The sequence below is a fragment of the Hydrogenophaga sp. BPS33 genome, from assembly GCF_009859475.1.
GTDB lineage: Bacteria > Pseudomonadota > Gammaproteobacteria > Burkholderiales > Burkholderiaceae_C > Hydrogenophaga.
Genome location: NZ_CP044549.1, coordinates 657,617 through 684,610 on the forward strand (window position 1 = coordinate 657,617; position 26,994 = coordinate 684,610).

23 protein-coding genes are annotated in these 26,994 nt (G+C 68.5%); 14 read left to right on the forward strand and 9 right to left on the reverse strand.

Annotated features, from left to right (window positions below):
* Positions 1–35 precede the first annotated feature (35 nt).
* The 4 genes from F9K07_RS03155 to F9K07_RS03170 are packed head-to-tail and all read left to right on the forward strand — an operon-like array spanning position 36 to position 6,265.
* On the forward strand, positions 36–1,163 hold the full coding sequence (locus tag F9K07_RS03155) for a hypothetical protein (RefSeq protein WP_159589302.1): 1,128 nt from the start codon (positions 36–38) through the stop codon (positions 1,161–1,163).
* Positions 1,160–3,136, forward strand: coding sequence for an enoyl-CoA hydratase-related protein (locus tag F9K07_RS03160; RefSeq protein WP_159589304.1), 1,977 nt, complete (start codon positions 1,160–1,162; stop codon positions 3,134–3,136). The genes F9K07_RS03155 and F9K07_RS03160 overlap by 4 nt, the downstream gene beginning before the upstream one ends.
* A complete protein-coding gene (locus F9K07_RS03165; RefSeq protein WP_159589306.1) occupies positions 3,133–3,573 on the forward strand; it encodes a PaaI family thioesterase in 441 nt (146 codons plus the stop codon). The genes F9K07_RS03160 and F9K07_RS03165 overlap by 4 nt, the downstream gene beginning before the upstream one ends.
* Before the next feature lie 22 nt (positions 3,574–3,595).
* Positions 3,596–6,265 carry a LuxR C-terminal-related transcriptional regulator gene (locus F9K07_RS03170; protein ID WP_159589308.1) on the forward strand — a complete coding sequence of 890 codons (2,670 nt, stop codon included), beginning with the start codon at positions 3,596–3,598 and terminating at the stop codon, positions 6,263–6,265.
* 216 nt (positions 6,266–6,481) lie between these two features.
* On the opposite strand, the gene F9K07_RS03175 is transcribed toward F9K07_RS03170, so the two are convergent.
* Positions 6,482–8,044: an acetolactate synthase large subunit gene (locus F9K07_RS03175; RefSeq protein WP_159589310.1), complete on the reverse strand. Its 1,563-nt coding sequence runs from the start codon at positions 8,042–8,044 to the stop codon at positions 6,482–6,484.
* Between the two features lie 41 nt (positions 8,045–8,085).
* Here F9K07_RS03175 and F9K07_RS03180 point away from each other — a divergent pair, with 41 nt between their 5' ends.
* Positions 8,086–8,949, forward strand: a complete 864-nt coding sequence (locus tag F9K07_RS03180) for an alpha/beta hydrolase (protein WP_159589312.1) — start codon at positions 8,086–8,088, stop codon at positions 8,947–8,949.
* Positions 8,950–9,267: 318 nt separating this feature from the next.
* Here the strand turns inward: F9K07_RS03180 and F9K07_RS03185 are convergent, their stop codons facing one another.
* Positions 9,268–10,206 (reverse strand): LysR family transcriptional regulator, encoded by a 939-nt coding sequence (locus tag F9K07_RS03185; protein ID WP_159589314.1) that lies wholly within the window; start codon positions 10,204–10,206, stop codon positions 9,268–9,270.
* A 144-nt stretch (positions 10,207–10,350) separates the two neighbouring features.
* Here F9K07_RS03185 and F9K07_RS03190 point away from each other — a divergent pair, with 144 nt between their 5' ends.
* From F9K07_RS03190 to F9K07_RS03215, 6 genes are all read left to right on the forward strand, one after another.
* On the forward strand, positions 10,351–11,487 hold the full coding sequence (locus F9K07_RS03190) for a cupin domain-containing protein (protein WP_159589316.1): 1,137 nt from the start codon (positions 10,351–10,353) through the stop codon (positions 11,485–11,487).
* A gap of 25 nt (positions 11,488–11,512) precedes the next feature.
* Positions 11,513–12,487, forward strand: a complete 975-nt coding sequence (locus F9K07_RS03195; protein WP_159589318.1) for a Bug family tripartite tricarboxylate transporter substrate binding protein — start codon at positions 11,513–11,515, stop codon at positions 12,485–12,487.
* Between the two features lie 33 nt (positions 12,488–12,520).
* Positions 12,521–13,897: a 2-oxoadipate dioxygenase/decarboxylase HglS gene (gene hglS, locus F9K07_RS03200; RefSeq protein ID WP_159589320.1), complete on the forward strand. Its 1,377-nt coding sequence runs from the start codon at positions 12,521–12,523 to the stop codon at positions 13,895–13,897.
* A gap of 138 nt (positions 13,898–14,035) precedes the next feature.
* A complete protein-coding gene (locus F9K07_RS03205; RefSeq protein WP_159589322.1) occupies positions 14,036–14,392 on the forward strand; it encodes an FAD-binding oxidoreductase in 357 nt (118 codons plus the stop codon).
* The gene (locus F9K07_RS03210; RefSeq protein WP_159589324.1) at positions 14,302–14,895 is read left to right on the forward strand and encodes an FAD-linked oxidase C-terminal domain-containing protein; all 594 of its coding nucleotides are present in this window, start codon (positions 14,302–14,304) and stop codon (positions 14,893–14,895) included. The genes F9K07_RS03205 and F9K07_RS03210 overlap by 91 nt, the downstream gene beginning before the upstream one ends.
* Positions 14,896–15,057: 162 nt before the next feature.
* Positions 15,058–16,545, forward strand: a complete 1,488-nt coding sequence (locus F9K07_RS03215) for a hypothetical protein (RefSeq protein WP_159589326.1) — start codon at positions 15,058–15,060, stop codon at positions 16,543–16,545.
* Between the two features lie 19 nt (positions 16,546–16,564).
* On the opposite strand, the gene F9K07_RS03220 is transcribed toward F9K07_RS03215, so the two are convergent.
* Entirely contained in the window at positions 16,565–17,581 is a 1,017-nt protein-coding gene (locus tag F9K07_RS03220; protein ID WP_159589328.1) for a bile acid:sodium symporter family protein, read from the reverse strand.
* Positions 17,582–17,685: 104 nt separating this feature from the next.
* Here F9K07_RS03220 and F9K07_RS03225 point away from each other — a divergent pair, with 104 nt between their 5' ends.
* Entirely contained in the window at positions 17,686–18,588 is a 903-nt protein-coding gene (locus F9K07_RS03225; RefSeq protein WP_159589330.1) for a LysR family transcriptional regulator, read from the forward strand.
* A gap of 514 nt (positions 18,589–19,102) precedes the next feature.
* Positions 19,103–20,260: a hypothetical protein gene (locus tag F9K07_RS03230; protein ID WP_159589332.1), complete on the forward strand. Its 1,158-nt coding sequence runs from the start codon at positions 19,103–19,105 to the stop codon at positions 20,258–20,260.
* Positions 20,261–20,485: 225 nt separating this feature from the next.
* On the opposite strand, the gene F9K07_RS03235 is transcribed toward F9K07_RS03230, so the two are convergent.
* The 6 genes from F9K07_RS03235 to F9K07_RS03260 all read right to left on the reverse strand — a co-directional run bounded on the left by F9K07_RS03235 (position 20,486) and on the right by F9K07_RS03260 (position 25,956).
* Positions 20,486–20,923 (reverse strand): PaaI family thioesterase, encoded by a 438-nt coding sequence (locus tag F9K07_RS03235; protein WP_159589334.1) that lies wholly within the window; start codon positions 20,921–20,923, stop codon positions 20,486–20,488.
* 7 nt (positions 20,924–20,930) lie between these two features.
* Positions 20,931–21,818 (reverse strand): SMP-30/gluconolactonase/LRE family protein, encoded by an 888-nt coding sequence (locus tag F9K07_RS03240; RefSeq protein WP_159589336.1) that lies wholly within the window; start codon positions 21,816–21,818, stop codon positions 20,931–20,933.
* On the reverse strand, positions 21,815–22,246 hold the full coding sequence (locus F9K07_RS03245; protein WP_159589338.1) for a Zn-ribbon domain-containing OB-fold protein: 432 nt from the start codon (positions 22,244–22,246) through the stop codon (positions 21,815–21,817). The genes F9K07_RS03240 and F9K07_RS03245 overlap by 4 nt, the downstream gene beginning before the upstream one ends.
* The gene (locus tag F9K07_RS03250; RefSeq protein ID WP_159589340.1) at positions 22,243–23,388 is read right to left on the reverse strand and encodes a thiolase family protein; all 1,146 of its coding nucleotides are present in this window, start codon (positions 23,386–23,388) and stop codon (positions 22,243–22,245) included. Before F9K07_RS03250 ends, F9K07_RS03245 begins: the two co-directional genes overlap by 4 nt.
* A gap of 9 nt (positions 23,389–23,397) precedes the next feature.
* The gene (locus F9K07_RS03255) at positions 23,398–24,915 is read right to left on the reverse strand and encodes a class I adenylate-forming enzyme family protein (protein ID WP_159589342.1); all 1,518 of its coding nucleotides are present in this window, start codon (positions 24,913–24,915) and stop codon (positions 23,398–23,400) included.
* Positions 24,916–25,008: 93 nt separating this feature from the next.
* Positions 25,009–25,956, reverse strand: a complete 948-nt coding sequence (locus tag F9K07_RS03260; protein ID WP_159589344.1) for a Bug family tripartite tricarboxylate transporter substrate binding protein — start codon at positions 25,954–25,956, stop codon at positions 25,009–25,011.
* A gap of 116 nt (positions 25,957–26,072) precedes the next feature.
* Here F9K07_RS03260 and F9K07_RS03265 point away from each other — a divergent pair, with 116 nt between their 5' ends.
* Positions 26,073–26,978: a LysR family transcriptional regulator gene (locus F9K07_RS03265; protein WP_159589346.1), complete on the forward strand. Its 906-nt coding sequence runs from the start codon at positions 26,073–26,075 to the stop codon at positions 26,976–26,978.
* Positions 26,979–26,994 lie beyond the last annotated feature (16 nt).

Sequence of the window (26,994 nt, forward strand, 5' to 3'; positions counted from 1 at the left end):
GTTCCTTGGTTTGAATTTCGATACGCAGACGCTCCATGCAAGACGTTTTCATTTATGACCTGCGGCGCACACCGGTCGCGCCCGAAGGCGGGGCCCTGGCCGAGGTGTTGCCCTCGCGCCTGGTCGGCGCGCTGTTGCGCGAGATCGCAGCGCCCATGAAGGGCAAGACCATCGATGCCCTGGTGCTCGGTGGCGATGGCGCAAGCGAAACACCGCGCCATGCGCTGGCATCGGCTGGCCTGGTGACGCGGGACGGCGCCTGGCAACTGCAGCAAGGCGGTGTGTCGTCCATGGCCGCGCTGCGGCAGGCCGCGCAGTCGGTCGCCGCAGGCGATCTCGACCTGGCGATTGCGGGGGGCTACCACGTCGCCAACGCCCAGCGCCCGGCCAGCGCGTTCGACTTGCTGGTGGCCATCGCGCATCCGGTGCTGCCCGCGCGCACGGCGGCAGATGTTGCGGCCCAACGCCAGGGCTTGGACACCCAGGCACTCGACGCGTGGGCCGCTTGTTCCCGCGAAGCCTTGCACGGCGCGGGCCACGCAGACGTGGAGGTGCCGGTGCGCGACATCAACGGCCTGAGCGTGCTGGCCGAAGACCACAGTACCGGCACACCCCCTTCCGATCCCGATCCGCAAAACTACGCCGCCACCGCCGCGAGCCACCTGCACGCCGATCTGCCCGCGCCGCCCCGCGTGCACCACGCCGCACACCTGGCCGCGCCGGTGGACGGCGCCTGCCTGTTGCTGCTCGGCAGCGCCGATGCCGGCGCGCAAGCGGGCCTTGCGCCCCGCGCGCGGGTGAGCGGCCATGCGGCGGTGTGCGAAGGCGCGGCCGCCGGTCCTGCGGCTGTTGCCACCGCCGTGCGGCGCGTGCTGCAACAGGCGGGCTGGCGGGCGGACGAACTCGACCGCCTGGAGATCCACGACGCGCAGGCCGTGAGCGCACCCCTGGCCAGCGCCATGCTCGGTGTGCCGCTGGAGCGCATCAACCGCCTGGGCGGCGCACTGGTGCGCGGCGACATGGGCGCCGCTGCGGGTGCTGCCTGCCTGGCGCGCCTTCTGGTGGCGCTGGAGCACAGCCACACGCAGCGCGGCGTGGCGGCCATCGCCGATGCGGCGGGCAACGCCATTGCCATTGCTCTCGAATGCAAGGCGACAACATGACGAACACCGCATCCCTTGCCGCCGCTCCCGAACAAGACGCCCTGCCCGCGACGCTGGGCACGCCAGGCATCCGCGTCGACGTCGACGCCGACCACATCGCGCTGCTCACCATCGACCTGCCCGGCCAAAGCGCCAACACCATGAGTGTGGCCTTCAAGGAAGAACTGCGTCGGGTGGTCGAACGCCTGGAGCAGCACGAAGGCCTGCGCGGCGTGGTCATCACGTCGTCGAAGAAAACCTTTTTCGCGGGCGGCGACCTGCGCATCCTCATCGCCGTGCAGCCGTCGCAGGCGCAGTCTTTCTTCGACGGCCTGGAGTGGTTCAAGCAGACGCTGCGCCGCCTGGAGCGCCTGCCCATTCCCGTGGCCGTCGCCATCAACGGCGCGGCGCTGGGCGGTGGTTGGGAAATCTGCCTGTGTGCCCACGCGCGCTTCTGCCTGGCCGACGACAGCATCCCGCTCGGCCTGCCCGAGGCCACGCTCGGCCTGCTGCCCGGTGCGGGTGGCGTGAACCGCATGGTGCGCTTGCTCGGCCTGCAACGGGCGCTGCCGCTGCTGATGGACGGACGCAGCTTCTCGCCCTCCAAAGCCCTGGCCATGGGCCTGCTGCACGGCACCGCGCCCGACATGCCGGCCGTGATCGTGCAGGCGCGGCAATGGGTGCGGGACCATCCGCGCCCCGTGGTGCCCTGGGACCAGCCGGGCTTCGACATCCCCGGCTTGCGCCATGAACTTGCGGCGGTGCTGCGCTCGGCCGCCCTGCAGGTGCTGGCACACGACCAGGGCCGCTACCCGGCGCGCCAGGCCATCCTGGCCGCCGCCGTGGAAGGCGCGTGCCTGGACATCGACAGCGCGCTGCGCGTGGAGACGCGCTACCTCACCTCGCTCGCAACACAACCGGTGGCGAAGAACATGATCCAGACCCAATTCTTCGACGCCAACGACATTCGCGCCGGCAAGGGCCGGCCAAGCGATGCGCCACGCACCGAGTTGCACCGCATCGGGCTGGACGTGCGCACGCCCGGCGCGGTGGCCCTGGTGCTGGCGCACACCGCCAAGCGGCTGCACACGGTGCTGCGCGCCGGCAGTGCGGCGCAGCTCGAGGCGTGCCGGTGCGAGATCGACGCCGCCTTGCGCCAGGCCGTGGCGCAGCGCCGCATGACACAGGAGCGCGCCGATGCGGCCAGTGCCCTGGTGTCTTCGCACATCGCCGCACAAGGCGACGACGGCATGACCGAGGACCTGCTGATCACCGTGGCCGATGCGCCGCTGCGTGCCGAGGGCGCGCGCGGCGCGGTGGTGCTGGCCGCGCACGCCAGCGCGGCCGAGGCCCTGGCGCACGGCGTGCCCGCGCTGCGCTTCATCCCGGACCTGGACGGTGGGCTGGTGGAAGTGGTGCACGGCCCGAACACGCCGATGAACACCGTGGCCCTGGCCTACGACTACGCGCAGCGCATCGGCAAAACACCGGTGCGGGTGCGCGATGCGGGCGAAGGTTATGTGGCGCGTCTCGGGCGCGCGGCGGCCGAGGAAGCGGGCTGGCTGCGCCAGCAAGGCGTGGGCGACGCCTTGATCGAGAACGCCGCCTTGCAGACCCACCTGGCGCAAGGCCCGTTGGCACTGGCGGCGCGCTTTGGCGTGGTGCTGCCCGACGCGCACGCCGCCGTGTCGCCGCTGCCCGACGTGCGCGAGATCCAGGACCGCGTGCTGTTCGCCATCGCACTGGCGGCCGCGCGCTGCCTCGAAGACGGTGTGATCGCCTCGGTGCGGGATGCCAACATCGGTTCGATCCTGGGCATGGGCTTTCCGCGCTGGACCGGTGGCGCGCTGCAGTACATCCAGCAATACGGCATCGCGCGCTTCGTGCAGCGCGCCGATGCGCTGGCCGGGCAACTGGGCGATCGCTTCACGCCGTGTGCGTTGCTGCGTGGCTTGGCCGAGCGGCAGGCCAGCACGATCGAGGTCGCGGTGTGAGCGCGGGCTCAGCCGACACCGGCATGCGCGCCTTTCTCGGCCTGCACTTCGTGGCCGTGGAGCGCGACGGCATCCGCATGCGGCTGGAGATGCGGCCGCACCACCTCAACCAGGGCGGCACGCTGCACGGCGGCGCGATCACGTCGATGATCGACATCGCCTGCGCGGTAGCGGTGCGCGCCCGCCTCGACGGCGCACCGCCCGGACCGCAGGAGCCCGCGCCCAACGCCGCGCAGCCCATCGTCACGCTCACGCTGAACACCGCCTTCCTGGGCAGCGTGGCCAGCGGGCCGGTGACGGTGTTCGCGCGCCAACGCGGCGGCGGCCAGCGCATCCGCTTCGTGGCGGCCGAGGTGTTCGACGCGCAGGACCGGCTGATCGCCACCGGGGACGGCAGCTACACTTTGCGCGCACGCCCGCCCAGCGCGCGCCCCTGACACGCTCTGGAGTCCCTCGCGCATGCCTTCACCGGCCCCATCCCCCCGTGCCCTGGTGTCCCGCCGCAAGCTCAGCCCGCCCGGCGCGGTCGCCGCACAGGTGCGGCGCGAGGCCATCTGCGCGCTGGTGGCGGCCTCGCGCGCGGCGCAACTCGTGCTGGTGCGGGGCCCCGCCGGTTTCGGCAAGACCACCGCGCTGGCCCAGTGCCGCAGCGACCTGCAATCGAAAGGCGTGCGCACCGCGTGGTTGACGCTGGACGCGGCCGACAACGACCCCACGCGTTTTCTCAACGGCCTGGCCGAAGCCCTTGGCGCGCTGGGCGCGTCCGCACCGTCGGAAACCACGCCCGACGCGCTCTTGCGCATGATGGACGAGATCGGCGCGGCCGGGCACGCCTTCGCCATCTTCCTGGACGACGTGGAAACCGTGCAGGACCCGGTGGTGCTCTCGCTGGTGCGCGAACTGGTCGACAACCTGCCGCGCCAGGGCCAGGTGTTCATCGGCTCGCGCGTCACGCCCGAGCTGGGCACGGCGCGCATGCGCGCGCGCGGGCAACTGGTCGAGATCAGCGTGGACGCCTTGCGCTTCTCGCTGGAAGAAACCCAGGCTTTCTTCGGCCGCGAAGGCCATGTGGCGCTGGCGGCCGATGCCATCGAACTGCTGCACCACCGCACCGAAGGCTGGGTGGCGGCGCTGTGGCTGGCCTCGATGGCCTTGCAGCGGCATCCCGAACCTTCGGCCTTCGTGGAACGCTTCTCCGGTTCGTCCGCGCTGATCGCCGACTACCTGGCCGAAGACGTGCTCAACGCGCAGCCGCCCGCGGTGCGCGACTTTCTGCTGCGCAGCAGTGTGCTGCACCGGCTCGACGCCGAGATCTGCGACGCGGTGCTCGGCGCGCAAGGCGGCGCGGCCGCGCTGGAGCGCATTGCCGCCAGCGGCCTGTTCCTGCTGCCGGTGCACGACGGCCGCAGCTACCGGTACCACAGCCTCTTCAGCGCCTTCCTGCGCGGCCAGATGGTGCGCGAGATGCCGGCCGAGATTCCGCGCCTGCACCTGGACGCGTCGAAGTGGTACGAGCAGCGCGGCCAGGCGGTGGCGGCGATCGAGCACGCCTTGCAGGGTGGCCACCAGGAGCGCGCCATCGCGCTGCTGGAGCCGCAGGTCGACGAACTGCTCAAGAGTGGACGCATGCGCCTGCTGGCGCGCTGGTTCACGTCCTTGCCCGAAGACGAGGTGACCCGCCGTCCCACGCTGTGCATGGCGCGCATTTGGGCGGTCTGCCTCACCACCGGCCCGTGGGACGCCATGCGCCTGCTCGACCGCAGTGGCTGGACCACCGAAGACCCGCCCTCGCGCCCCCATGTGCTGGCCCTGCGCCCGCTGCTGCTGGGCATGATGGACCGCTACGACGAAGCCTTGCCCCTGGGCCGCGAGAACCTGCGCGCCATGCCCACCGGCAACGCCTTCGCCGACAGCGCATTGGCCACCGCCATGGCCCACACCTTCCTCGTCATGGGGCAGTACCGCGAGTCGCATCGCCTGCTGCAGACCGCGCGCATGGCGCATGCCGGCCCCACGGCGGTGTTCAACCGCATGTTCTCCGAAACCGTGGACGGCATCCTGGACCTGGAAGAGGGGCAGTTGCGCCGGGCCGCCGCGCGCTTCCGGCTGGCGGTGCATTCCACCGCCGGCCCCAACGTGACCGCCACCGGCGGCAACGCGTATGCCGGCGTGCAGTACGCGGGCGTGCTGTTCGAAATGGGCGACCTCGACCAGGCCGAGCGCCTGCTCAACGTGTACGTGCCGATGGCCAGCGCGGTGGGCCTGCGCGACCAGATGATCATCGGCCACGTGATGCTGGCGCGCATGGCCTTCGACCGGCGCCAGCTCGACCGTGCGTGGGAGCTGCTGTCCACGCTGGAGCAGGCCGGCTACGACCGGCACCTGCCCCGCATCACCGCCAGCGCGCGGCTGGAGCGCGCGCACCTGCTGGTGCTGCAGGGCAATGCCCAGGCCTCGCGCGCCGAGCTCGTGCTGGCCTCGCAGCCCGACGTGTGGGAACGCGCGGCGCGGCTGCGCTTTCCGGCGCACGACATCGAAGACCTGGAGATGGGTTGGCTGCGCTGGAACCTCGCCTTTGGCGACGCCACCTCGGCCGAACAGGACATCGCGCGCGCCCTGGCGCGCGCGCAGGCCGAGAAGAAGCTGCGCCGCGCCCTCAAGCTGCAGGTGTTGCAGGCGCTGGCCTTGCAGCGCCTGGGCCAGGCGCAGGCGGCCGTGAACGCGTTTGCTCAACTGCTGTCGCAGGCCGCGGCCCAGGGCTTCGTGCGCCTGCTGATCGACGAAGGCGAAGCGGTGCGCGAGCTGGCCGTGCAACTGCAGATGCGCAACGCCACCGGGCATGCGGAGGTCGATCCGATCGACCAGGAACACTTGGACAAGATCCTGCGCCTGCTGGGCGCACCGCGCGCCGAGGGGGTCGACGACGTGCCCGACGCGGACAAGCTCACGCCCAAGGAGCTGCGCATGCTGCGGCTGCTGGCCGATGGTTTTTCGAACAGCGAACTGGCGGTCAAGCTGTTCGTGTCCGACAGCACGGTGCGCACGCACCTGCGCAACATCAACCAGAAGCTCAACGCCGGCAACCGCACCCAGGCGGTGGCGATCGCGCGCAAGCTGGGTTTGATTTGAAACTCCCCCCTGCGCCGCTGCGCGGCTTCCCCCCTCCGTAGCGCGCCTTCGGCGCTTCGAGGGGGGACGGCATCTTGGGCCGGCGCAGCCGTCCCTCGATGCCTCTGGATGGGGCACGCACGCCGGAGAGGACGGCGTCTTGGACCAGCAGATCGGGCGGATCTTTCCTCGGCCTCGACAAGAACACCGCGAGCAAGGCCCTCGGTGTCGGCGCCTTCACATCACCACTTCGATCAGGCTCGGTCCGGGCGCGTCCAGGCTGCGCCGCAGCGCGTCGGCCAGTTCGCCCAGCGTGGTCACGCGGCTCGCGGGCACGCCGTGGCCGGCGCTCAACGCCACCCAGTCCAGCGTGGGCCGGTCGATGCTCAGCATGTCGGCCGCGCGCTGGCCCGGCGCGCCCGCGCCCACCTGGTTGAACTCGCCGCGCAGGATCTGGTAGTGGCGGTTCGCGAACACGATCACCGTCACGTCCAGGCTCTCGCGCGCCATGGTCCAGAGCGATTGCAGCGTGTACATCGCGCTGCCGTCGCCCTCCAGCGCGATCACGCGGCGATCGGGCGCCGCGATGGCCGCGCCCACGGCCACCGGCAGGCCATAGCCGATGGAGCCACCCATGTTGGTCAGCCATTCGTGTGGCGCGGCCTCGCGCGTCGCGGCGTCGAACGCGCGGCCGGTGCTGATGGCCTCGTCCACCACGATGGCGTTCTCCGGGATCAGCGCGCCCAGCAGCGCGCCGATGGTGTCGGCGTTCAGCAGGCCGTCTTCAAGGCCGGCGCGCGCGGGCTGGCGTTCGACCAGCGGCGCCGTCGTGCGGGTGGCCGACAGGGCTTCGCACAACACGTGCAAGGCTTCTTCCGGGTCCTGCGAAGGGCGCGAGAGCGTGGAGAACGTGGTGCCCGCCGCGCTGAGGCGACCGGGCTTGTCGGGGTAGGCGAAGAACGCGACCGGTTCGACCGCGTTGACCAGCACGATGTGCTCGAAGCGCGAGAGCGCCTGGAGTGCGCCGTCCACCGAGTAGGGCAGGCGTGGAATGGCCACGCGGCCCGCGCCGCGCTCGATGCTGGGCGAATAGAACTCGGACATCACGGCACAACCCGTGGCCGCCGCGATCCGCCCGGCCCAGGCCGTGGCCCGCGCCAGCGTGGCGCGCCCGCCCAACAGCAGCAAGGTGCGCGGGCCGTGCTGGCGCAGGTGGTCCGCGATGGCGATCACCTGGCGTTCGTCCAGGGGCTCGGCGGCGGCTTGCGGGACCGGGCCGAGGCCAGCGGGCAGGGCGGCGGCGGGCGACCAGGCCATGTCGGCGGGCAGCACCAGCGTGGCGATGCGCCCGGGCCGGCCCCGGGCCTGGGTCACCGCCTCTCGGCCATCGGCGGGCAGCCGCTCGGGCGCTGCGATGGTGCGCACCCAGTGCGACATGGGCCGCGCCACGCCTTCCACATCCGAGGTCAGGGGCGCATCGAGTTCCAGGTGGGTGGTGGCGTGTTCGCCGACGATGTTGACGACACCCGAGCAGGCCTTTTTCGCGTTGTGCAGGTTGGCCAGGCCGTTGGCCAGGCCGGGGCCGAGGTGCAGCAGCGTGCCGGCCGGGCGCTGGCGCACGCGGTAGTAGCCATCGGCCGCGCCGGTGACCACGCCTTCGAACAGGCCGAGCACGCAGCGCATGCCTTCGATGCGGTCGAGCGCGGCCACGAAGTGCATTTCGGATGTGCCCGGATTGGCGAATACGGTGTCCACGCCGCTGTCCAGCAGCGTGTGAACCAAGGCCTCGGCGCCATTCATGCCTGTCTCCTGTCGTTGAATTGGGATGCGCGGATTTCATCATGCATTGGCCAGCACCCGGTATCGACGGCGCTGATGCCACCATCAACGCGCGCGCATGGCGCACACATCGCGTGGACCCGAAGATGGTGCCTACACCCACACATCCTCCGCCATCCTCCGACCCGAACGAGACCGACAACGCCATGACCGAGCCCCTCACTCCCCTGCCATCGTCCACCGTGTTGCCAGTGACCCACGCGGGCGTGCGCGTTCCCACGGTGTTCTGGGCGCCCGCCACGCCCAGCCGCGGCATCGTGCTGGCCGCGCATGGCGGCAGTGGCCACAAGCTGTCGCAGGCCGTGCTGGCGATCGCGAGCCACTGCCTGCCGCTGGGCCTGAGCGTGCTCGCCATCGACGGCCCGGTGCAAGGCGATCGGCGCAGCGACGGCAACCTTGACCCGGTGGTGGCGCTCACCGCGTTCCGCGAGGCCTGGCGCGCCGGTGTGGGCCGCACGCGCATGGCCCAGGAATGGCAGGCGGCGCTGGACCAGCTGCTCGCGCAACCGGGCCACGCCGGCTTGCCGATCGGCTACATCGGCGTGTCCATGGGCACGGCCTACGGTCTGCCCTTGCTCGCCACCGAGCCGCGCATCCAGGCCGCCGTGCTCGGCCTTTGGGGCAGCACCTATGCCGCCAGCGAACACCTCGCTGCCTACGCGCAGCGTGTGCGCTGTCCGGTCTGGTTCACGCAGCAGTGGAACGACGAGTTCTTCGACCGCGAAGGCACGTTCGCGCTGTTCGATGCCATCGGGTCTGAAGACAAGCGCCTCGTGGCCTATCCCGGCGCGCACCGCGAACTCGAAGGCGCGCGCCTGGCGGACGCAGTGGCCTTCGTCGCCAGCCGCCTGCTGCCCATCACATGAAGCGCTAAGGGTTTGGCGACGCAGGTCCAAGATGCTGCACTCTGCCTCCGGAGCGCGTGCCTTCAGCCAAGGGCATCAAGGGATGGCGACGCAGGCCCAAGATGCCGCACTCTGCCTCCGGAGCGCGTGCCTTCAGCCAAGGGCATCAAGGGATGGCGACGCAGGCCCAAGATGCCGCACTCTGCCTCCGGAGCGCGTGCCTTCAGCCAGGGGCATCAAGGGACGGCTACGCCGGCCCAAGATGCCGTCCCCCCTCCAAGCGCCGAAGGCGCGCAAGAGAGGGGGGAAGCCGCGCAGCGGCGCAGGGGGGTGTTTCTTTCAGACCGGCCGTGCCGACAGCGCCTGGCCAATGCCCTTGAGCGTGTCGCGCAGCCACTTGTGGCCCGGGTCGTGGTGCATGCGCTCGTGCCAGGTCATGCTCACGTGCACGGCCGGCACCCGAAAGGGCAGGGGCAGCGCCTGCAGCGGCATGGTCTCCTGGGACTTCTGCGCCAGGTGCTCGGGCACCACCGCGAGCAGGTTGGAGCGGGCCACCACGCCGGGCAGCAAGGTGAGGCTGGAGACCAGCAGCGCCACGCGTCGCGCCGCGCCCATGGCTTCCAGCGCTTCGTCCACCGCCACCTCCATCGTGGCGTGCGCCACTGGCGGCGCGCCCCAGCGCGCGTGGTCGGCGTCGGTGAACTGCTGCAGGCTCAGCTCGCCCTGGATCTCGGGGTGGTCCTGCCGTGCGATGCACACCATGCGCTGGGGATACAGCGTCATCTGCCGCAGTTCGGACGGCGGTGTGCGCACGAAGGCCAGCGCCATGTCGAAGTCGCCGTCGCGCAGGTATTCGGACAAGCGCCGCGGGTCGCCCGGGTGCACCGTGAAGCGCATCTTGGGCGCCTCGCGCTGGGCCACTGCCATGAGCTCGGGCAACACCACGCGCGAGATGCCGTCCGAGGACATGATGCGCCAGTGCGTGGGCGACTCTTCGGGGTTGAACTGCCCGTCGGCGAAGCCGCGGCCTTCCAGCAGGTCGGTCATTTCGCGGATGCGGCTGACCAGCTCGATCGCCCTCGGCGTGGGCTCCATGCCGGTGCTCGTCTTCACCAGCAGCACATCGCGAAACACCTCGCGCATGCGGGCCAGCGCGGCCGACATCGCCGGTTGCCCGATGTTCATGCGCTCGGCCGCGCGCGTGACGTGGCGTTCTTCCACCAGGGCCTGCAGGTACAGCAGCTGTTGGAACGTGAGGCGGTGCAGCAGCCCGGTCATGCGGCGTGTCTCCGGTGTTCTTGTCGAAGGCGCATTGTCGTCCGTGCGGGATCGAGTGGCGGCAATGGTGTCATCGACGCCAGACCATGGCGCATGTCGCCGCGCAGCCGTCCAATGCCATCACGCATCCACGGAGACTTTCACATGACGACCTCGACCGCGCCGGCTGGCGCACTGACCCTCGAACAGATGAACCGCCAACTGGCGGCCTTCCCCGGCTACCGCGTGGCGGCGCAAGCGCCCGCCGCCGCCCACCGCGACGCCGTGCTGCGCCTCTTCGGTGGCCCGCTCACGCCGCTGATGGCCGCCACCGATGCGCAGGGCCGCTTTGCCCAGGCCGCGCTCAACTGCCCGCCCACCGCCTGCACCGGCAAGCTCGAACTGGCCCCGGGCGCGCAGACCCAGGCCTGGCGCAATCCCGATGCCATCGAGTGCGTGTTCTGCGTCGAGGGCAGCGTGCAGCTGCGCTATGGGCGGCAGCTCGAACACAGCCTGACCCTGGGCCGTTTCGACATGGTGGCCGTGCCCGCCAACCTGCGCCACCAGATCGCCAACGCCGGCGCGGACACCGCGCGCACGGTGAACGTGCTCAGCGTCGCGCCCGGCGGCCATTTCGACGCCGTGTTCGACACCGCGCTGGCCGCGCAAGTGCCCGCCGACGCGGCCCTCGCGCTGGGCGTGCGCTTCGACGCAGAGGCCGGCGACGTGGCCGACCCCGCCGTGGTGCAAGGCCGGGTGACGCGCTTCGAAACCCTCGTGCCCTACAAGAAAGACCTCAACCGCACCAGCGGCCTGCCGCCCGAGGCCACCGAAGCCCTGTCCGCCGGCAACGTGTTTCCGCTGATCGTGCCCGAGGGGCACGTCGGCCGCTCGCGCACCGCGCCGATGTACGGCCACCAGGGGCTCTACATCTCCATCGCCGAATGCCGCGCCGGCACCGACGGCCCGCCACCGCACGCGCACTCCGACACGCAGGAGTCGTTCTACGTGCTCGACGGCACCTTCGACATGTGCACCGGCTTCCACAACGAAACCACCGTGAAGGTGCAGCCCAACGACCTGATCGCCATGCCCAACAAGGTCATGCGCACCTTCTGCAACACCACCGGCCGGCCCGCGCGCCTGCTGGTGATCATTCAGGGCCCCGACCGCATGAGCGACACCGTGTCGTTCTCGCGCGAGATCGGCCAGGACTTCGCCAAGCGCTTCGGCGAGGAAACCATCGAAGCCTATTCCAAGATCCGCATGACCTTCGATGCGGAAGAACGCGTCGGCATCTGACGCACCATTACAAGGAGACAACACCATGAACCGTCGACACCTGCTGGCCACCGCACTGCTGTGCGGCGGCGCCGCCGCGCTGCCCCACGCCGCCTTCGCACAGGACAAATACCCTTCGCGCCCGATCCGCCTGATCGTGCCGGCCGCCGCCGGTGGCAGCACCGACATGGGCGCGCGCATCGTCGCCAAGCTCATGGGCGAAGCGCTGGCGCAGCCGGTGGTGGTGGAGAACAAGGGCGGTGGTGGCGGGCGCATCGGCCCTGCCGAAGTGGCGCGCGCGCCGGCCGATGGCTACACGCTGCTCTACGGCAACAACATCGGCCAGGCCCTGCTGCCTGCGGTGGTGCAGGGCCTGGGCTACGACCCCTTGAAGAACTTCGCGCCGGTGGGCGGCGCGTTCTGGTATTCCACCGTGATCGTCTGCAACCCCAAGGCGCCGTTCGACGACCTCAAGGGTTTGATCGAGCACGCGAAGAAGAACCCCGGCAAGCTCAATGTGGCCACCGCCGGCCCGGGCAGCGGCAACCACTTCAGCAGCGAACTCCTGGGAAGCATGGCCGGGGTCAAGTTCTCGCATGTGCCGTACAAGGGCAACGCACCGGCCACGCAAGACGTGGTGGCGGGCTTTGCCGACTGCATCCACATCGGCGAAGCCAAGCCTTACCTCGACACCCACCGCCTCAAAGCCATTGCCACCACCGGCCTCAAGCGCGACCCGCGCTTCCCGCAGCTGCAGACGGTGGACGAACTCGGCCTCAAAGGCTTCGACGCGACGTGGTGGCAAGGCGTCTTCGCACCCGCCGGCACGCCCAGGAACGTGATGGACGCGCTCTCGGCCGCGATGCGCAAGGCGATCGAGAACCCGAGCGTGAAAGCGTCCATGTTCGACGCCGGCTTCGTGCCCGAATTCATGACGCCCACCGAAGTCAACGCGCGCATCAAGAGCGACATGAGCAAGTTCCAGAAGATCGCGGCCGACGCCAAGATCCACATCGACTGAGCCTGCATTTCCCTTTTCCCGTTTTCAGTTTCCATGAGCCACATGCATCCGGACGACATCCGCACGCTGTTCTCGCGCGCCATGTCGGACCTTTACCGCGCGGAAGTGCCGCAGTACGGCGCCTTGTGCGACCTGGTCGCGCAGGTCAACGAGGCCGAGCTGGTCCACAACCCCCAGTTGGCCCAGCGCCTGCGCCGTCAGGGCCAGCTCGACAGGCTCGACGTCGAGCGGCACGGTGCGATCCGCCTGGGCACGGCGCAGGAGCTGGCCACCATCCGGCGCCTGTTCGCGCTGATGGGCATGCGGCCCGTGGGCTATTACGACCTGAGCGCGGCCGGTGCGCCGGTGCATGCCACGGCGTTCCGTCCGGTCGGCGACGCGGCGCTGGACCACAACCCGTTTCGCGTGTTCACCTCGCTGCTGCGGCTCGATCTCGTTGCCGACGAAGCCCTGCGCCAGCGCGCCCAGGCGATCCTGTCGCGCCGGCGCATCTTCACGCCGCGCTGCCTGGCCTTGCTGGCACAGGCCGAGGGCGATGGCGGCTTGAGCGCGGCCGATGCGCGCGAATTCGTGGCCGAGCTGATCCACACCTTCCAGTGGCACCACGAAGCCACGGTGGACCTGGCCAGCTACCGCGGGCTGCGCGCCACGCATGCGTTGGTGGCGGACATCGTGTGCTTCAAGGGACCGCACATCAACCACCTGACCCCGCGCACGCTCAACATCGACGAGGTGCAGGCGCGCATGCCCGGCGCGGACCTCTTGGCCAAGGACAGCATCGAAGGCCCGCCACGCCGCGCCTTTCCGTTGCTGTTGCGCCAGACCAGTTTTCTCGCGCTCGAAGAACCCATCCGTTTCGTTGGCGAAAGCGGCCTGGACACGCACACCGCGCGCTTTGGCGAAGTGGAGCAACGCGGCTGCGCGCTCACCCGCAAGGGCCGGGCGCTGTACGACCAGCTGCTCGCGCAGGCCCAGGCCAAGGCCGGCGGCGCGCGTGTGCCGCGCGCGGTGCTCGAACAGGCCTTCGCCGCCTTCCCCGACGATGCGCAGGCGCTGTTCCAGCAGGAGCTCGCCTTCTTCCGCTTCCAGGTCGACGCAGCCCGTCTCGCGCAGGCCGCGCCACCCGAAGGCGCCGACGTGCAGCAACTGGTGGCCGGTGGCTGGCTCGGCCTGAGCCCGATCACCTACGAAGACTTTCTGCCGGTCAGCGCGGCCGGCATCTTCCGCTCCAACCTCGGCGAGGAGGTGCGCGGGGGCTACGGCAGCCAGGGCCACCAGGCGGCCTTCGAAGAAGCACTGGGCGCCCCCGTGGTGGATGGGTTCGCGTTGTACGAGGCCGCGCAAGCGTCTTCGCTGGCGGCCTGCGAGCGCATCTTGCGCGCCACCTGCGCCGTGGGCAGCGTGGGATGACGCGCCCGCACACCCAGCCCGACCCGGACCTCGCCGAGCGCCTCTCACGCCACCTGGGCAAGCGCGGTCTGGTGCTCGACCCGAGCGAGATGGCGCCTTACGAGGCCTCGGCGCGCCACGGCGGCGGCCGCGCGCGGCGTGCTGCGGCCGGCCACGCTGGCGCAACTGGCGGGCGTGGTGCGCGAGCTGGTCGACAGCGGCGCGCACTTCGTGACCCAGGGCGCCGCCACCGGCCTGGACTGGGCGCAACTGCTGCGCGGCAGCTTCGGCGCGTTGGGCATCGTCGCGCGCGCCACGGTGAAGCTGCACCCGATTCCGCGGCAGAGCGCCACCGCGCTGGTGGCGCTCGACTCGGTTGAGACTGCCGTCGACATGGTCTGTGCGCTGGAGCACAGCATGGGCGAATGTTCGCCGAAACACCGCCGTATGCCGTGCTGGTGGAAGTGTCCAGCGCCATCGCGCCTGGCCTGGGGCTGGACCTGCAGGCCATGCTGATGGCCTGGCTGAAGCAGCGCATGGAGCAGCACGGCGGCGTGCTCGATGCCATCGTCGACAAGCCCGAGCAGCTCTGGCGCATCCGGCATGCCGTGAGCGAGTCGGTGCAGTCGCTCGGGCGCCTCGTGGCGTTCGACGTGGCCGTGCCGCGTTCGGCCTTCGCGCCGTTGCGCGAAGAAGCCGTGCGCTTGATCGACGCGATGTTGCCCGGCGCGCGGCTGTGCGATTTCGGCCACCTGGGTGATGGCGGCGTGCACCTGAACCTGACGGTGCCCGACGAGACCCGCGCGCAGCAGGTGGAAGCACTGCGCGACGCGGTCTACGAAGCGGTGGTGCTGCGCTTTGGAGGCAGCTTCAGCGCCGAGCACGGTGTGGGGCCGTACAACCAGCGCTTCTACGACGCCTACACCGAGGCGCCCTTGCGCGGCGTGTGCGATGCCTTGCAGCGTGCGCTGGACCCGGGCCGGCAGTTGGGCCACGTGCGGCTGGGGCTGAGCGCCTGAACCTCCTGGCGTCTTCGGTGTGGTGACAGGCACGCCGTGGCGTCCTCGTCGAGCCTCGCGTGTCCCACGCACAGGAACCGTTCGATGGATGGCGTAACTCAGGGCATTTGCGGGGCATACCGCCCCCGGTTTCCTGGCGCTGCCATTGAAAGGATCCTTCCCATGCAAGCCAATACCCCGGCCACCTCAAACCTCCCGGAGCTGCGGGCGGCGCTCAACACCTTGCAAAGCAGGGGTGTCGACGAACATGGGGGGTTCTATAAAACCAAAGATGCCTCGTTGGCTTTCCAGCCAGAGAAGCGCTTGTCCCTGCCTTCGCCTCAAAAAACGGCGTCGAACAAGGCCGAGGTCGACTTGCACCAGAAGATACGCAGGACCGAAGCCGCCTTGAACCTGCGCGGTTCGATGGTGGCGGAAATGGCCCAGGAGAAACCCAATTACGACAAGGTGTTGAAGCTGGCGGGCCAGATGCTCGAACAAGGCGTAGACCCAGCCGATTTGAACTGGGGCAGGGCGGCCAAAGCCGACGACAAGAAGGACGGTGCACCGCGACCGGCGGACAAGGTCCTTGAAAACCTTCCCGGGCTCATGGCGAAGTTGTACGCGAGCAAAAAAGCGACGCTGACCCTGGTGGCGGTTTTCAACGCACTGGAGGACGGGCTCAAGAAAGGCAGCAAGACCGCCTCATCCTCCCAGTCGGCACAGGCGCCCACGGGCCAACCTCTCCCGCGAAGTGCGACCACCACCACCAGCACCACCACTACTACCACTACTACCACTACCACCACCTCCAACGCCGTGGCCCCGCTCACGCCCAGAACCGTCGACGCCAAGGGTTGGTCGAAAGCCGGCACTGAAATGTTCAAGAAGGAGGCCGAACTTCAGCGCCTGCTCAAGGAGAAAGCAGGACTGGAGAAGCTGAAGCATGCGGTCTGGAATGAAGGGGGTGCCCGTTTCATGAGCCGCAATCTGGAGAGAGAGATTGCGCCCAGGCTCCAAGCGATCGATGCCCTGTTGCCCTCGTTCGAAGACGTCGCGAAACGCCGCGCGGCGCGCGCAACGCCGGTCACGACGACCAGCACCACCGCGACCACGGCCCTCACCACCACCACGGCCACGACCACCGGCCCTTCGCTGACGACCGCTGGCCCCCAATCCGCCAACGCCGGTGGCGATGGGATCGAGTTGCTCGACATCGCTCTGGCACTCCTGGACCGCTTGATCGACAAGGAGGGGGTTGTGCCCCGCAATGAGTTCAGACAATGGGCGGCCATGAAGGACGAATTTGTTGCGCTCCGGGACGACGAGATTCGCCGTCGCACCACCGAAAAAACCACCGGCAGCGGCCCTGTGCCCGCAGGTCAGCCCAGCAAAATCGACAAGCTGGACGCCCTCATTGCGCAGCAACAGGCGCTTGTGAATAAGCATGCGACCATGGTGATGCGGTACGAAACGCAACAGACTGGCGAAATGCTCGGCGCCCCCGTCACGCTCAGAGAGCGCGATAGGCACGACGGTCTCATGGTCAAAGCGAGGGATGAAAGAGACCGGCTTCTGGCACTGAAGGCCCTCGAAGAAGAAGCGATCAACAGCGCTGCCAACGCTTCAAACACCACCACCACAACGGTGACCACGCCCCGCCACAGCTGAGCCAGGCGGGGCGATCGCGTCAGCGTTTGAGCGCCGTGGTCGCCCCGGATTCGGCGCAGGCCACGCTCTCACCCTGCGCCCGCCGCGCATAACGCTGCGCCATCACCGCACACACCATCAGCTGCATCTGGTGGAACACCATCAGCGGCAGCACGATGGCGCCGGCCACCGAAGTGCTGAACAACACGTTGGCCATGGGCACGCCGGCGATCAGGCTCTTGGTGGAGCCGGCGAAGACGATGGCGATCTCGTCTTCCTTGGAGAACCCCAGCGCACGGCTGCCCCACACCGTGACCGTGAGCACCAGCGCCAGGATCACGGCGCACACGGCCACCAGGCCGAGCAGCGCCACCGGTGGCAATTGCGTCCACAGGCCCGCCATCACCGCGTGGCTGAAAGCGGCGTACACCACCATCAGGATCGAGCCCTGGTCCACCACCTTCATGATGGACGCGCGGCGCTGCAGGAAGCCTGCGATCCACGGCCGCATCAAATGGCCGACGACGAAGGGCAGCAGCAATTGCAGGCTGATGCGCCCCATGGCGTCCACGGGGTCACCCAGCGCCGTGCCTTGCGTGAGCAGCAAGCCCAGCACCAGCGGCGTGAGCACCACGCCCAGCAAGGTAGAGGCCGAGGCGCTGCAGACCGAGGCAGGCATGTTGCCGCGCGCCATCGAGGTGAAGGCGATGGCCGACTGCACCGTGGCCGGCAGGGCGCACAGGTAGAGCACACCCATGTAGAGCTCGGGCGTGACCAACGGCCGCAGCACCGGCGAGAGCGCCCAGCCGATCAGGGGAAACAGCGCGAAGGTACAGAGCACCACCAGCAACTGCAGCCGCCAATGCGCAATGCCGGCCCAGATCGCTTGCCGCGAAAGCTTCGCGCCGTGCAGGAAGAACAGCAGACTCACGACCACCTTGGTGGCCACGCTCAGCACGTCGGCCGCCAGGCCCTGGGCCGGAAACAGGCTGGCCAGCACGACGGTGGTGACCAGGTAGAGCGTGAAGTTGTCGGGCAGCAGACGGGAGCGGGCCATGGCAAGGGTGCGCGCGGGCGCGAGAGCATAGAAAGAGGGGGATTGGAGCCCAAGCGCTGACCTTCGTAAAATGAATTTGTCGAATCTATTCATGCGTCATTGATATGAATGTCAGCTTGCGCCAATTGCGCGTGTTCCAGGCCGTGGCCGCGCAGGGCAGCTTCACCCGCGCGGGTGAGCAGATCGGCCTGTCTCAACCTGCCGTGAGCCGGTGCGTGACCGAGCTGGAGCAGCAGCTCGACCTCAAACTGCTGGACCGCACCACGCGCGAAGTGGTGTTGACCGAGGTGGGGCGCGGGCTGGCCGTGGGGCTGGAGCGCGTGCTGGAAGACCTGGACGCCGTGCTGCAGGACGTGCGTGGCCAAGCCACGCAGCGCCAGGGCCGGGTTCGCGTGGCCAGCAGCCCGACGCTCTCGGCCAACCTGTTGCCCGAGTGCATCGCGCGCTGCCGGCACGAACACCCGGGGCTGGAGCTGCTGCTGCTCGACCGCATCCAGCACGACGCGCTGGCCAGCGTGTTGTCGGGCGAGGTGGACTTCGGCGTGCTGATCGACCCGGAGCGCCGCGACGGCCTTCACGTGGAAGACATCTTGAGCGAGCCCTTCTGCCTGGTGTGCCCGCCCGCGCACCGGCTGGCGCGGCGGCGCCATGCGAAATGGGCGGACCTCGCGGGCGAGCCGCTGGTGCTGCTGGACCATGCCTCGGGCAGCCGGCGGCTGATCGACAACGCCTTGCAGCAGCACGGCGTGCAGGCTGTGCTGGCACAGGAAGTGGGACACGTCACCACGATCTTTCGCATGCTCGAGGCCGGGCTGGGCATTTCGGTGGTGCCGCTGCTGGCCTTGCCGCCCAGAGGCCTGCAGTCACTGGCGATGTGCCCGCTGCTCCCGCGCGTGGACCGCAGCATCGCCCTGGTGCGGCGCGCGAACCGCACGCTGTCGCCGGTGGCGGAAGTGGCTTGGCGGTTGGTGCGCTCTGTGGCCGGGGCGCGAGGTGGCGCGCGGTGAAACGGGGCATGGCTCCCTTCCCTCTGGCAAAGTGTTCAAGTCATTGCCGAGGGTCTCTGCCATTCGAATCTTGAAGCTCTTGGGGTGAAGTCGCGCCGCTCACGAAAAAGGGGGGGGCGGGCCTGAGAACCCGCCATCCTGCGGCGCGCGGTTTGCTATGGCACGCTGCTGTTCAAGCGCGCGTTCGCCGACCGGTCGCAGCCCAGGATGCGGCACGAAGGTGTGCGGGTCTAAGGCTTTGGCGCGCAGCGGACACCCCAAGCGTTCGTGGCGGCGTGCAGCAGCTTCATCTACATGGAGTCGATCCCGGCGGGGTGATGCGTCGCGCTCCTTTCCCAGGCGCTGGGGACACAGGAACGAGAGGCGCGGCGGCGTTACTCAGAGGCGATACGGGGCACCCGTATTCCGTCCACCGCGCAGTTGACCCGCGCCGTTGGACGGGATGCGCCGACGTCGGGATCCCCGCTTTCTTACCCAGGCGATTCGGCATTCGCCGCCCAGCAAGGAGTTCCACATGAAGCCAGGCACCAATACCCCCGCTCTTCCCCAGCTCAGTCCCCGGTCCGCGGCGATCCAGAAGGACATCAACGATCTCAAGGCGTTGGCCGTCAACGAACGGGGCATTTTCAGCGGAAAGATCAACGTTGCGGCAAATGAGTACTTCAATCTGTCCTATTCGGGGCCGAACCTGTACGCAATGCCCTCTTCCGCCAAGCGTTATTCCAACCAGGGCGAGCGCGACCTGGAGGTGCTGCGGCACCTGACGGAGCAGGCCCTGGACTTTCGGGATGCGGCGGTCGCCGAACTGGCCAATGAGGCGCCCAACTTCGAGCGGGTGAAGGGTTTTGCCGAGGCGCTGCTCGAACTGGAGCAGCGGGGGGTGAGCCTGGACGAACTGAAATTCACCATGGGCGACGGCAAGATCAGGAAGAACGAGTACCGCTATGACGGCAACGACATCAAAAAACTGCAAGCGCACCTGGCAAGGTGGGCCCATGCCCATGTCACCGAACTGATCGATGGCAAGACAAAGACCTCTATCTCACCCGAGTTGTTCGGTGTCTTGAACCGGTTCCAAGTCGGGCTGGCACCAACCGATAACAAGAGGGACAGTTCGACAACCATCGATGAATTCATTCTGGGACTGCTACCCACGAAGGCGGAGGTCGAAGCGGGTGTTGCTCCGCTGATTGTGAAGCAGCAGCGCGAGGTGTTTCTGGGCGATTCCGCACCTCCGCTAACACCCCGGGGGCGCGGGAAAGCGGATGCGGCCACCACTGGCGCAACGGTGAGAACCCCAGGCGAGAAACCTGAGCCCGCACCAGACAGCACAGTGGCCAAGCCGGCGCGCGGCGAACCACCGAAGCCCGATGGCGCTGGATGGAAACGTGGCTCGGTGAGGTTGGACCAATCTCACGGTCAAGCCGTCCTCTCCGACACCACCGCCGTCAAGCCGGCGCGCGGAGCACCACCGAAGCCCAATGCCTCTGGATGGACACTTGGTTCGGTGAAGCACGACCAACCTCACGGTCAAGCCATCCTTCCCACCACCAATGCCCACCTGTACAACGCCGGCGCCGCCGCCCCTGCCAAGGGCAGTGACGCGGTCAGCCAACAGATGCAGAACGCGATGAACCAGTCTGGAACTCCCAAGAAGCCAAACAACACGTGATGGCCATCAGGGCGGCCGCCACCTTGGTGGCGCGCGGTCGATGAACGCCATCGGCACGCGGCTTTGACAAGAGCCGGCCCGAGCGGCTACCTCCTCCACGGCCGACGCCAACGCAACGACAACCACCAGGACCGCCACGACCGTGACCACAGGGACGGTCGGGACCACGTTGCCTGCTCGGCTTCATGCTGGATGCCGACATTCACGCCGCCATCGCTGGCACGGCTACCACTTCGGCTGCGCGACGATCTTCTTCCAGATGCCGTTGGCCACGCACACCGTGCGCTCGCCCACCATGAACACGCCGCTCATGAACACCAGCTGCTTGGTGGCGCGCGTCATGGTGGGCATGACGTGAACCGTTTCGCCCAGCTTCACGCCATCCACGAATTGCAGCGTGAGCGTGACGGTGGTGGTGGCGAGCGTCTGCGTCTGGTGGCGCGCGGTGAAACCGAGCGCACGGTCGACGAAGGTCATCAGCGCGCCGCCTTGCAGCATGCCGTTGCGGTTCTCGTGCTTGTCGAGCACGGGGAAACACAGGCCGGGCTGGCCGTCCTGGAGGCGGTGGAAGAAGGGGCCGGCGGTTTCGATGAAGCCGGCGTCGGGAAACAGGTTCCAACCGTCGGCGAGCAGTTGGTCTCGCACGGTGTCTTCGGCGTTCATGGGCGGCTCATCCTGCAAAAGCGGGTTCGGGTCGGCCGCGCACGCCCACGTCGAGCTGCAACAACGAGCCGGCCAAGGGCTGCTGCGCGAGCTGCTCCTCGGTGAGGTGAAAGCGCATCGAGGTGACGTACAGCGTGGCCAGATCGGGGCCGCCGAACATCACGCTGGTGGGCCGTTGCACGGGCAGGCGGATCTCGCGGTCGGGCTGGCCGTCGGGCGTGTAGCGGCGGATGTGCCAGTCGCCGACCTCGGCCACCCACAGGCCGCCTTCGCGATCGACGGTGCAGCCATCGGGGATGTCCTTGGCCTGGTGCGCCACGTAGTCGCGCCACACGCGGCGGTTGGCGAGGGTGCCGCTGGCCAGGTCGAAGTCGTGCGCATCGATGCGACCGGGGCGCGAATCCACGTGCAGCACCGTGCGCCCGTCGGCGCTGAAGGCGATGCCGTTGGATACCACGTAGCCGCTGCCCTGCAGGTGCATCGAAAAGTCCGGGTCCATGCGAAAGAGGTGGCCTTGTGGTCCGCTCACGTGCAGGTCGCGCGTGCCGATCCACAGGCGGCCCAGGGCGTCGCACTTGGCGTCGTTGAAGACTTCCTTCGTGAAGTCCACCAAGGGCACGTCGAGGGATTGCAGCGCCGGTTCGTCGAAGCGCAGCGTGGCCATGCCTTTTTTCGTGATCAGCAGCAGGCCGCCCTGCGCGCGCGGGATCACGGCGCTGGGCGCGAAGGGCAGTTCGCGCACATCGACCTGGCCCGTCTCGGGGCGCAGGCGCAGGAGGCGTTTGCCGACGATGTCGATCCAGTACAGCACGCCTTCGGCCACCGACCACATGGGGCCTTCGCCCAGCACGGTTTGCGGCGCGTTCACCGCTTCGATGTTCACCACGGCGGTCATGGCTGTGGTGCCTCCACGGGTTGGAACTTGACCAGGGTGACGGTGTCGTTCACGTCCTCGAACACCGCCTGCACGGCCATGCCGATCGGTATTTCGTCGAGCGTGCCGTGGGCCGTGCCGACGATGTTGGTCATGATGCGTGGCCCTTCCTCCAGCTCGACCATGGCCACGTTGTAGGGGCCGTCGAAGCCGGGGAAGTAGTGCTTGTGGAAGCGGCAGTTGGCCCAAATGCGGCCGCGCCCGCTGAGCGTTTCCCAATGCACGCCTTCGCCACCGCATTGGCTGCACCAGGGTTCGAAGTAGGTGTGGAAGGTGCCGCAGTGGTCGCAGCGTGGCAACTGCAAGCGGCGCTCGCGCGTGGCTTGCCAGAACGGGCGGCTCTGTTCGGTGATCGGTGGCAGCGGCTTCTTGTACTCAAGGGTGTTCATGCAGCCTCCGTGCCGTAGATGATGGACGTGCACAGCGGCCCGCCTTGCAGGTACTGCACGGTCTCGGCGCCGGGCACCTGCCGCGCGCCCAGGCCGCCACGCAGTTGGCGCACGGCCTCGGCCTGCAGGTTCCAGCCTTGCATGTAGCTCTCTGAGAGATGCCCGCCATTGGTGTTGGTGGGGTAGCGGCCGCCGAGCGCGAGCGCGCCGCTCTGCACGAACGCACCGCCTTCGCCCCGGGGGGCGTAACCAAAGCCCTCCAACGCGAACAGCACGATGGGCGTGAAGTTGTCGTAGATCATGAGCGCGTCCACGTCGTCGCGGCCGACCTCGGCCATCTCGTGCACGGTTTTCGAGGCGCGCTGCATGGCGGCATAGCCGAAGTCTTCGGGCAGCTCGCCCTGCGCCAGGCGCGATTGCTGTGCGATGCCGCGCACGTAGACCGGTTTCTGTTTGAGGTCTTTGGCACGATCGCCGGCGGTGAGGATGAGTGCGACACCGCCGTCGTTGATGAGGCAGTAGTCCAGCAGGCGCAAGGGTTCGCAGATGAAGCGCGATGCGAGGTAGTCGTCCATGGTGATGGGCTTGCGCATCACCGCTTCCGGGTTGAGCGTGGCGTGCTGGCGGAAGGTGAGCGAGACCGTGCCGAGCTGCTCGATGGTGGAGTGGTACAGGTGCGCGTGGCGCTGGAACAGCATGGAGTGCACCGCGCCCGGCGAGGTCATGCCGTAGGGGAACCACATCTGGTCGGCGCCGGTGCCGTAGCTGTCGCCCTTGCCGCCGTACTTGGCGCCCGCGCTGCGGCCGTCGTTGCCGTACACCACGGCGACCGTGTCGAGCAGGCCCGAGAGAATGGCCTGCACGGCAAGCTGGATGGTCCCGCCGGTCATGCGCCCGGCGCCGGGCGTGGCGGTGACGAGCTTGGGCGTGATGTTCGTGACCTGCACGAACTTCTGGTAGTCGGTCAGGCGCTGGCAGATCAGGCCATCGATGTCCTGCAGGCGGATACCCGCATCTTCGGCGGCTTCGCGCAGCGCCCAGATGCCGAGCGAGGTCGCGTCGTGCTCGGGCATGGCACCCCATTTCGTGGTGCCCACGCCGACGACGGCGACACTGTCTTTGCGGTTGCTGGTCAGGCTCATATTTTTCTCTTAGTTGATGCGCCGCTCGAGCCCGGCCCACAGGGGTTGCACCAGGCTGCGCCGGTCCGGTTTGCCGTTCACGTTGAGCGGCATCTCGGGGATGAGGTGGAATTCCTTGGGCACCTTGTAGCCCGCGAGCAGGGCTTTGCAGTGCTCGCGCATGGCGGCTTCGTTGAATGCGCCGGGTTCGCGCGGCACCACGAAGGCGATCACGCGTTCGCCCCATTGCTCGTCGGGCGCGGACGCCACGGCCGCGTCGAGCACCTGCGGGTGCGCGCCGATCACCTTCTCCACTTCCACGGGGTAGACGTTGAAGCCGCCGGAGATGATCACGTCGTTCATGCGGTCGCGTAGGTAGACATGGCCGTCGACGATTTCGCCGAGGTCGCCGGTGCGCGACCAGGCTTCGGTGATGGGTTCGCGCCCCTGCGCCGTGAGCCGCGCGTTGGGCAGCCAGGGCGATTGGGCCTCGATCTCGCCCACGCCGTCGGCATTGGGTTCGCGCAAGCGCAGTTGCACCGCAAGAAAGGGGCGGCCCGCGCTGTGGCGCAGCTTCGGGTCGCGGTGGGCAGCACCATCAAGCACGGTGATGGAGCCAGCTTCATGGGAACCGTAGGACTGGAGGAACTCGGTCTCGGACAGCACGGCCATGGCCTCGGCCAGTACCCCTTGGCGGATCGGCGAGCCGCCGTAGATCACTGTGTGCAGCTTCGATGCGGCCAGCGCCGCGCGGGCTCTGGGGTGGTTGAGCATCATCGTGAACATGGTGGGCACGACCTGTGCGCAAGAGACTTCGCCCGTGGCCAGAATGTCGGCCACGGTGTCGAGCGAGAACTTGGACATCACCAGCAGCGTGCCGTTCTGCAGGAAGGTGGGCAGCACGAACAGACCGGCCTGGTGCGAGAGTTGGCCGAGCAGCAAGGTGGTGGAGCCGGGCCGGATGCGCATCTCCTCGGTCTGCATGCACACAGCGCGCAGCAGCCAGGCGCGGTGCGTCACGATCAGGCCCTTGGGGTCGCCGGTGGAGCCGGAGGTGAAGCGGATGATGGCGTCGCTGTCTTCGAGGCCGTCGGTGTGGAAATCCGGCCGCAGGCCGGTGGCGATGATGTCGCCGAGGCTGTGCGTGCCGTTCTTCGCCGGGCCGTCGACGACGAACAGCGTGTCGGCCAGGGCCGGGTCGGCGCGCAGTTCGGCGGCCTTCTCTGGCGTGGTGACGATCAGGCGCACCTGGCCAATAGCGAACTGGCGGCGCGCTTCGGCGGGCATAAGCCGATAGCTCACATAGGTGGCCACCGCGCCGGCGCGAAAGCTGCCGAATTGGGCCACCGGCCAGGCGATGGAATTGGGCAGGTGGATGGCGATGGCATCGCCTGCCTGCACGCCGTTCGTGCGGGCCCAGGCGGCGAAGCTGGAGACGGCCGCGTCGAGTTCGGCGTAGCTGAGTTGGCGGCCCTGCCATTCGCGCACGGCGATGTGATCGGGTGCGCGCTGGGCCGCGCGGGTGAGGACAGAGTCGATGGTCGGCAAGGTGGTGCTCTCGAGGATGCGAATGGGCGTGGCAGCTCCAGCGGGCGGGCACGCAGGCCCGGCCGGCTGGCGTTGCGTCGCGCCGTGGGGGAATCAGTCGAGCTTGAGGTTGGCCTTCTTGATCACGTCGGCCCACTTGGCGCTGTCGGCGCGGATGAAGGCGTCGGTCTGCTCGGGCGTGTCGAACACCAGCGGCTTCATGCCCATGGCGTCGAGCTTGGCGACGACCTCGGGGTCGGCGAGGAGCTTGTTGAAGGCGGCGTGCAGGGTCTGGATGGCGCTCTTGGGCACCTTGGCAGAGGCCATGAGGCCGTACCACGAGGGCGTGATGCTGGGCCAAACGGGAATGCCATCCACCGCCGCCGAGGCTGCCACGCCGCGCAGGCGGCCTTGGTCCATCGGGGGCTTGAGCACCGAATAGTCCATGGCGATGCCGTCGATCTGCCCGCCGATCACGTCGGTGATGCCGGGGGCTGCGCCCTTGTAGGGCACGTGCAGGAAGTTGGCGCCGGTCTCCAGGCGGAAGACCTCGATGTTCAGGTGCGAGATGCCGCCCGTGCCGGCCGAGGCCAGACTCACCGGGCGCGTCTTGGCCAGGGCAATGAGCTCCTGCATGTTGCGCACCTGCAGCTTGGGGTTGATCGCCACCACCGAGGTGGCCGTGGACACGGTGGCCACGGCCTGCAGGTCGCTCAGCTTGTAGGGCAGCTTGGTGTTGGCCACCGGGCCGATGGAGAACACGCTGCTGCTGCCCAGGGTGATGGTGTGGCCGTCGGGTTTGGCGTTGATGGTGAAGGCCGTGCCCACCGCGCCCGCGCCGCCGGCCTTGTTCTCGATCACCACCGGCACGCCCAGGATCTCGCTGAGCTTGGGCCCGATGGCGCGGGCGATCACGTCGTTGGAGCCGCCGGGCGTGAAGCCGACCACGATGGTGATCGGCCCGGACGGAAAGGTCTGCGCCTGGGCGCCGAAGGCGGCGGCGGTGGCCAGCGCACAAGCGGCAAGCCAGCGCCAGCGGCGCACTGCAAGGGGGTTGAACATCTTGTCTCCTGTCGTTGTGGAAGGCGAGTGGCCACTGTATTCATTGAATCAAACGCGATCTACGACCTATCATTCAATTCACACGTGAACTTGATTCATCAATTGAGCCCAGGCCCATGAAAGATCTCAACGCCTTGCGGGTGTTCGTGCGCGTGGCGCAACTGAAGAGCTTCAAGGCCGCGGGCGCCAGTCTGGGGTTGACGGCTTCGGCCGTGAGCAAGGCCATCACGCGTCTGGAAGCCGAGGTGGGCGTGGGCCTGTTGCAGCGCACGACGCGCTCGGTGGGGCTGACCGACGACGGGGCGGTGTTCTTCGAGAACGGCAAGCAGATCCTGAGCGAGATCGACCAGGCCGAGAACCTGCTCAGTCGCGCCTCGGCCGGGGTCTACGGGCGTTTGCGCATCCACCTCACCGAAGGCTTGGGGCGGCGCGTGGTCATGCCCATGTTGAGCGCCTTTCTGGGCCGATACCCTGGCCTGAGCGTGAGCGCGGAGCTGAGCAACCGCACGGTGGACATTCCCAACGAGGGCTTCGATGTGGACATCCAGATCGGGCCGGTGGCCGACAGCCGCCTGGTGGCGCGCGCGTTGGGCCGGGTGAAGTTCGTCACCTGCGCCGCCCCCGCCTATCTGGCCGCGCACGGCGTGCCGCAGACGCTGGACGATCTGGCGCGGCACAACTGCCTGATGTATGCCCACATCCACAGCGGGCGCCTGCGCGAATGGCAGTTCGTCGAGAACGGACGTGAGCGCATGCTCACGCTACAGGGTAGTCTGCAGGCCAACAACTCGGAGGCCCTGCTGGACGCGGCCATCGCCGGCCTGGGCGTGGCGCATGTGAGCCGCATCGTGGCGCGCGAGGCCCTGGCGGCGGGCAAGGTCATGCCCGTGCTGGGCGACTTCCACGCGCCGGGGCGGGAAGTACATGCGGTGTACCTCAAGGCGCACACGCTCGCGCCCAAGGTTCGGGCTTTCGTGGACTTTCTGGTGGAGCACGAGGTGGTGGCGCGGGCGCAGGCGTAGAGGCGGTGGGAACTGG

Excerpts from the sequence above, each read along its gene's own strand:
- F9K07_RS03185 (WP_159589314.1), bottom strand. The coding sequence starts at position 10,206 with ATGACCGGGCTGCTGCACCGCCTCACGTTCCAACAGCTGCTGTACCTG.
- F9K07_RS03210 (WP_159589324.1), top strand. The coding sequence starts at position 14,302 with ATGTTCGCCGAAACACCGCCGTATGCCGTGCTGGTGGAAGTGTCCAGC.
- F9K07_RS03240 (WP_159589336.1), bottom strand. The coding sequence starts at position 21,818 with ATGACCGCCGTGGTGAACATCGAAGCGGTGAACGCGCCGCAAACCGTG.
- hglS (WP_159589320.1), top strand. The coding sequence starts at position 12,521 with ATGAGCCACATGCATCCGGACGACATCCGCACGCTGTTCTCGCGCGCC.
- F9K07_RS03155 (WP_159589302.1), top strand. The coding sequence starts at position 36 with ATGCAAGACGTTTTCATTTATGACCTGCGGCGCACACCGGTCGCGCCC.
- F9K07_RS03230 (WP_159589332.1), top strand. The coding sequence starts at position 19,103 with ATGAAGCCAGGCACCAATACCCCCGCTCTTCCCCAGCTCAGTCCCCGG.
- F9K07_RS03250 (WP_159589340.1), bottom strand. The coding sequence starts at position 23,388 with ATGAGCCTGACCAGCAACCGCAAAGACAGTGTCGCCGTCGTCGGCGTG.
- F9K07_RS03180 (WP_159589312.1), top strand. The coding sequence starts at position 8,086 with ATGCATTGGCCAGCACCCGGTATCGACGGCGCTGATGCCACCATCAAC.
- F9K07_RS03225 (WP_159589330.1), top strand. The coding sequence starts at position 17,686 with ATGAATGTCAGCTTGCGCCAATTGCGCGTGTTCCAGGCCGTGGCCGCG.
- F9K07_RS03235 (WP_159589334.1), bottom strand. The coding sequence starts at position 20,923 with ATGAACGCCGAAGACACCGTGCGAGACCAACTGCTCGCCGACGGTTGG.
- F9K07_RS03195 (WP_159589318.1), top strand. The coding sequence starts at position 11,513 with ATGAACCGTCGACACCTGCTGGCCACCGCACTGCTGTGCGGCGGCGCC.
- F9K07_RS03175 (WP_159589310.1), bottom strand. The coding sequence starts at position 8,044 with ATGAATGGCGCCGAGGCCTTGGTTCACACGCTGCTGGACAGCGGCGTG.
- F9K07_RS03190 (WP_159589316.1), top strand. The coding sequence starts at position 10,351 with ATGACGACCTCGACCGCGCCGGCTGGCGCACTGACCCTCGAACAGATG.
- F9K07_RS03260 (WP_159589344.1), bottom strand. The coding sequence starts at position 25,956 with ATGTTCAACCCCCTTGCAGTGCGCCGCTGGCGCTGGCTTGCCGCTTGT.
- F9K07_RS03170 (WP_159589308.1), top strand. The coding sequence starts at position 3,596 with ATGCCTTCACCGGCCCCATCCCCCCGTGCCCTGGTGTCCCGCCGCAAG.
- F9K07_RS03215 (WP_159589326.1), top strand. The coding sequence starts at position 15,058 with ATGCAAGCCAATACCCCGGCCACCTCAAACCTCCCGGAGCTGCGGGCG.
- F9K07_RS03265 (WP_159589346.1), top strand. The coding sequence starts at position 26,073 with ATGAAAGATCTCAACGCCTTGCGGGTGTTCGTGCGCGTGGCGCAACTG.
- F9K07_RS03220 (WP_159589328.1), bottom strand. The coding sequence starts at position 17,581 with ATGGCCCGCTCCCGTCTGCTGCCCGACAACTTCACGCTCTACCTGGTC.
- F9K07_RS03245 (WP_159589338.1), bottom strand. The coding sequence starts at position 22,246 with ATGAACACCCTTGAGTACAAGAAGCCGCTGCCACCGATCACCGAACAG.
- F9K07_RS03160 (WP_159589304.1), top strand. The coding sequence starts at position 1,160 with ATGACGAACACCGCATCCCTTGCCGCCGCTCCCGAACAAGACGCCCTG.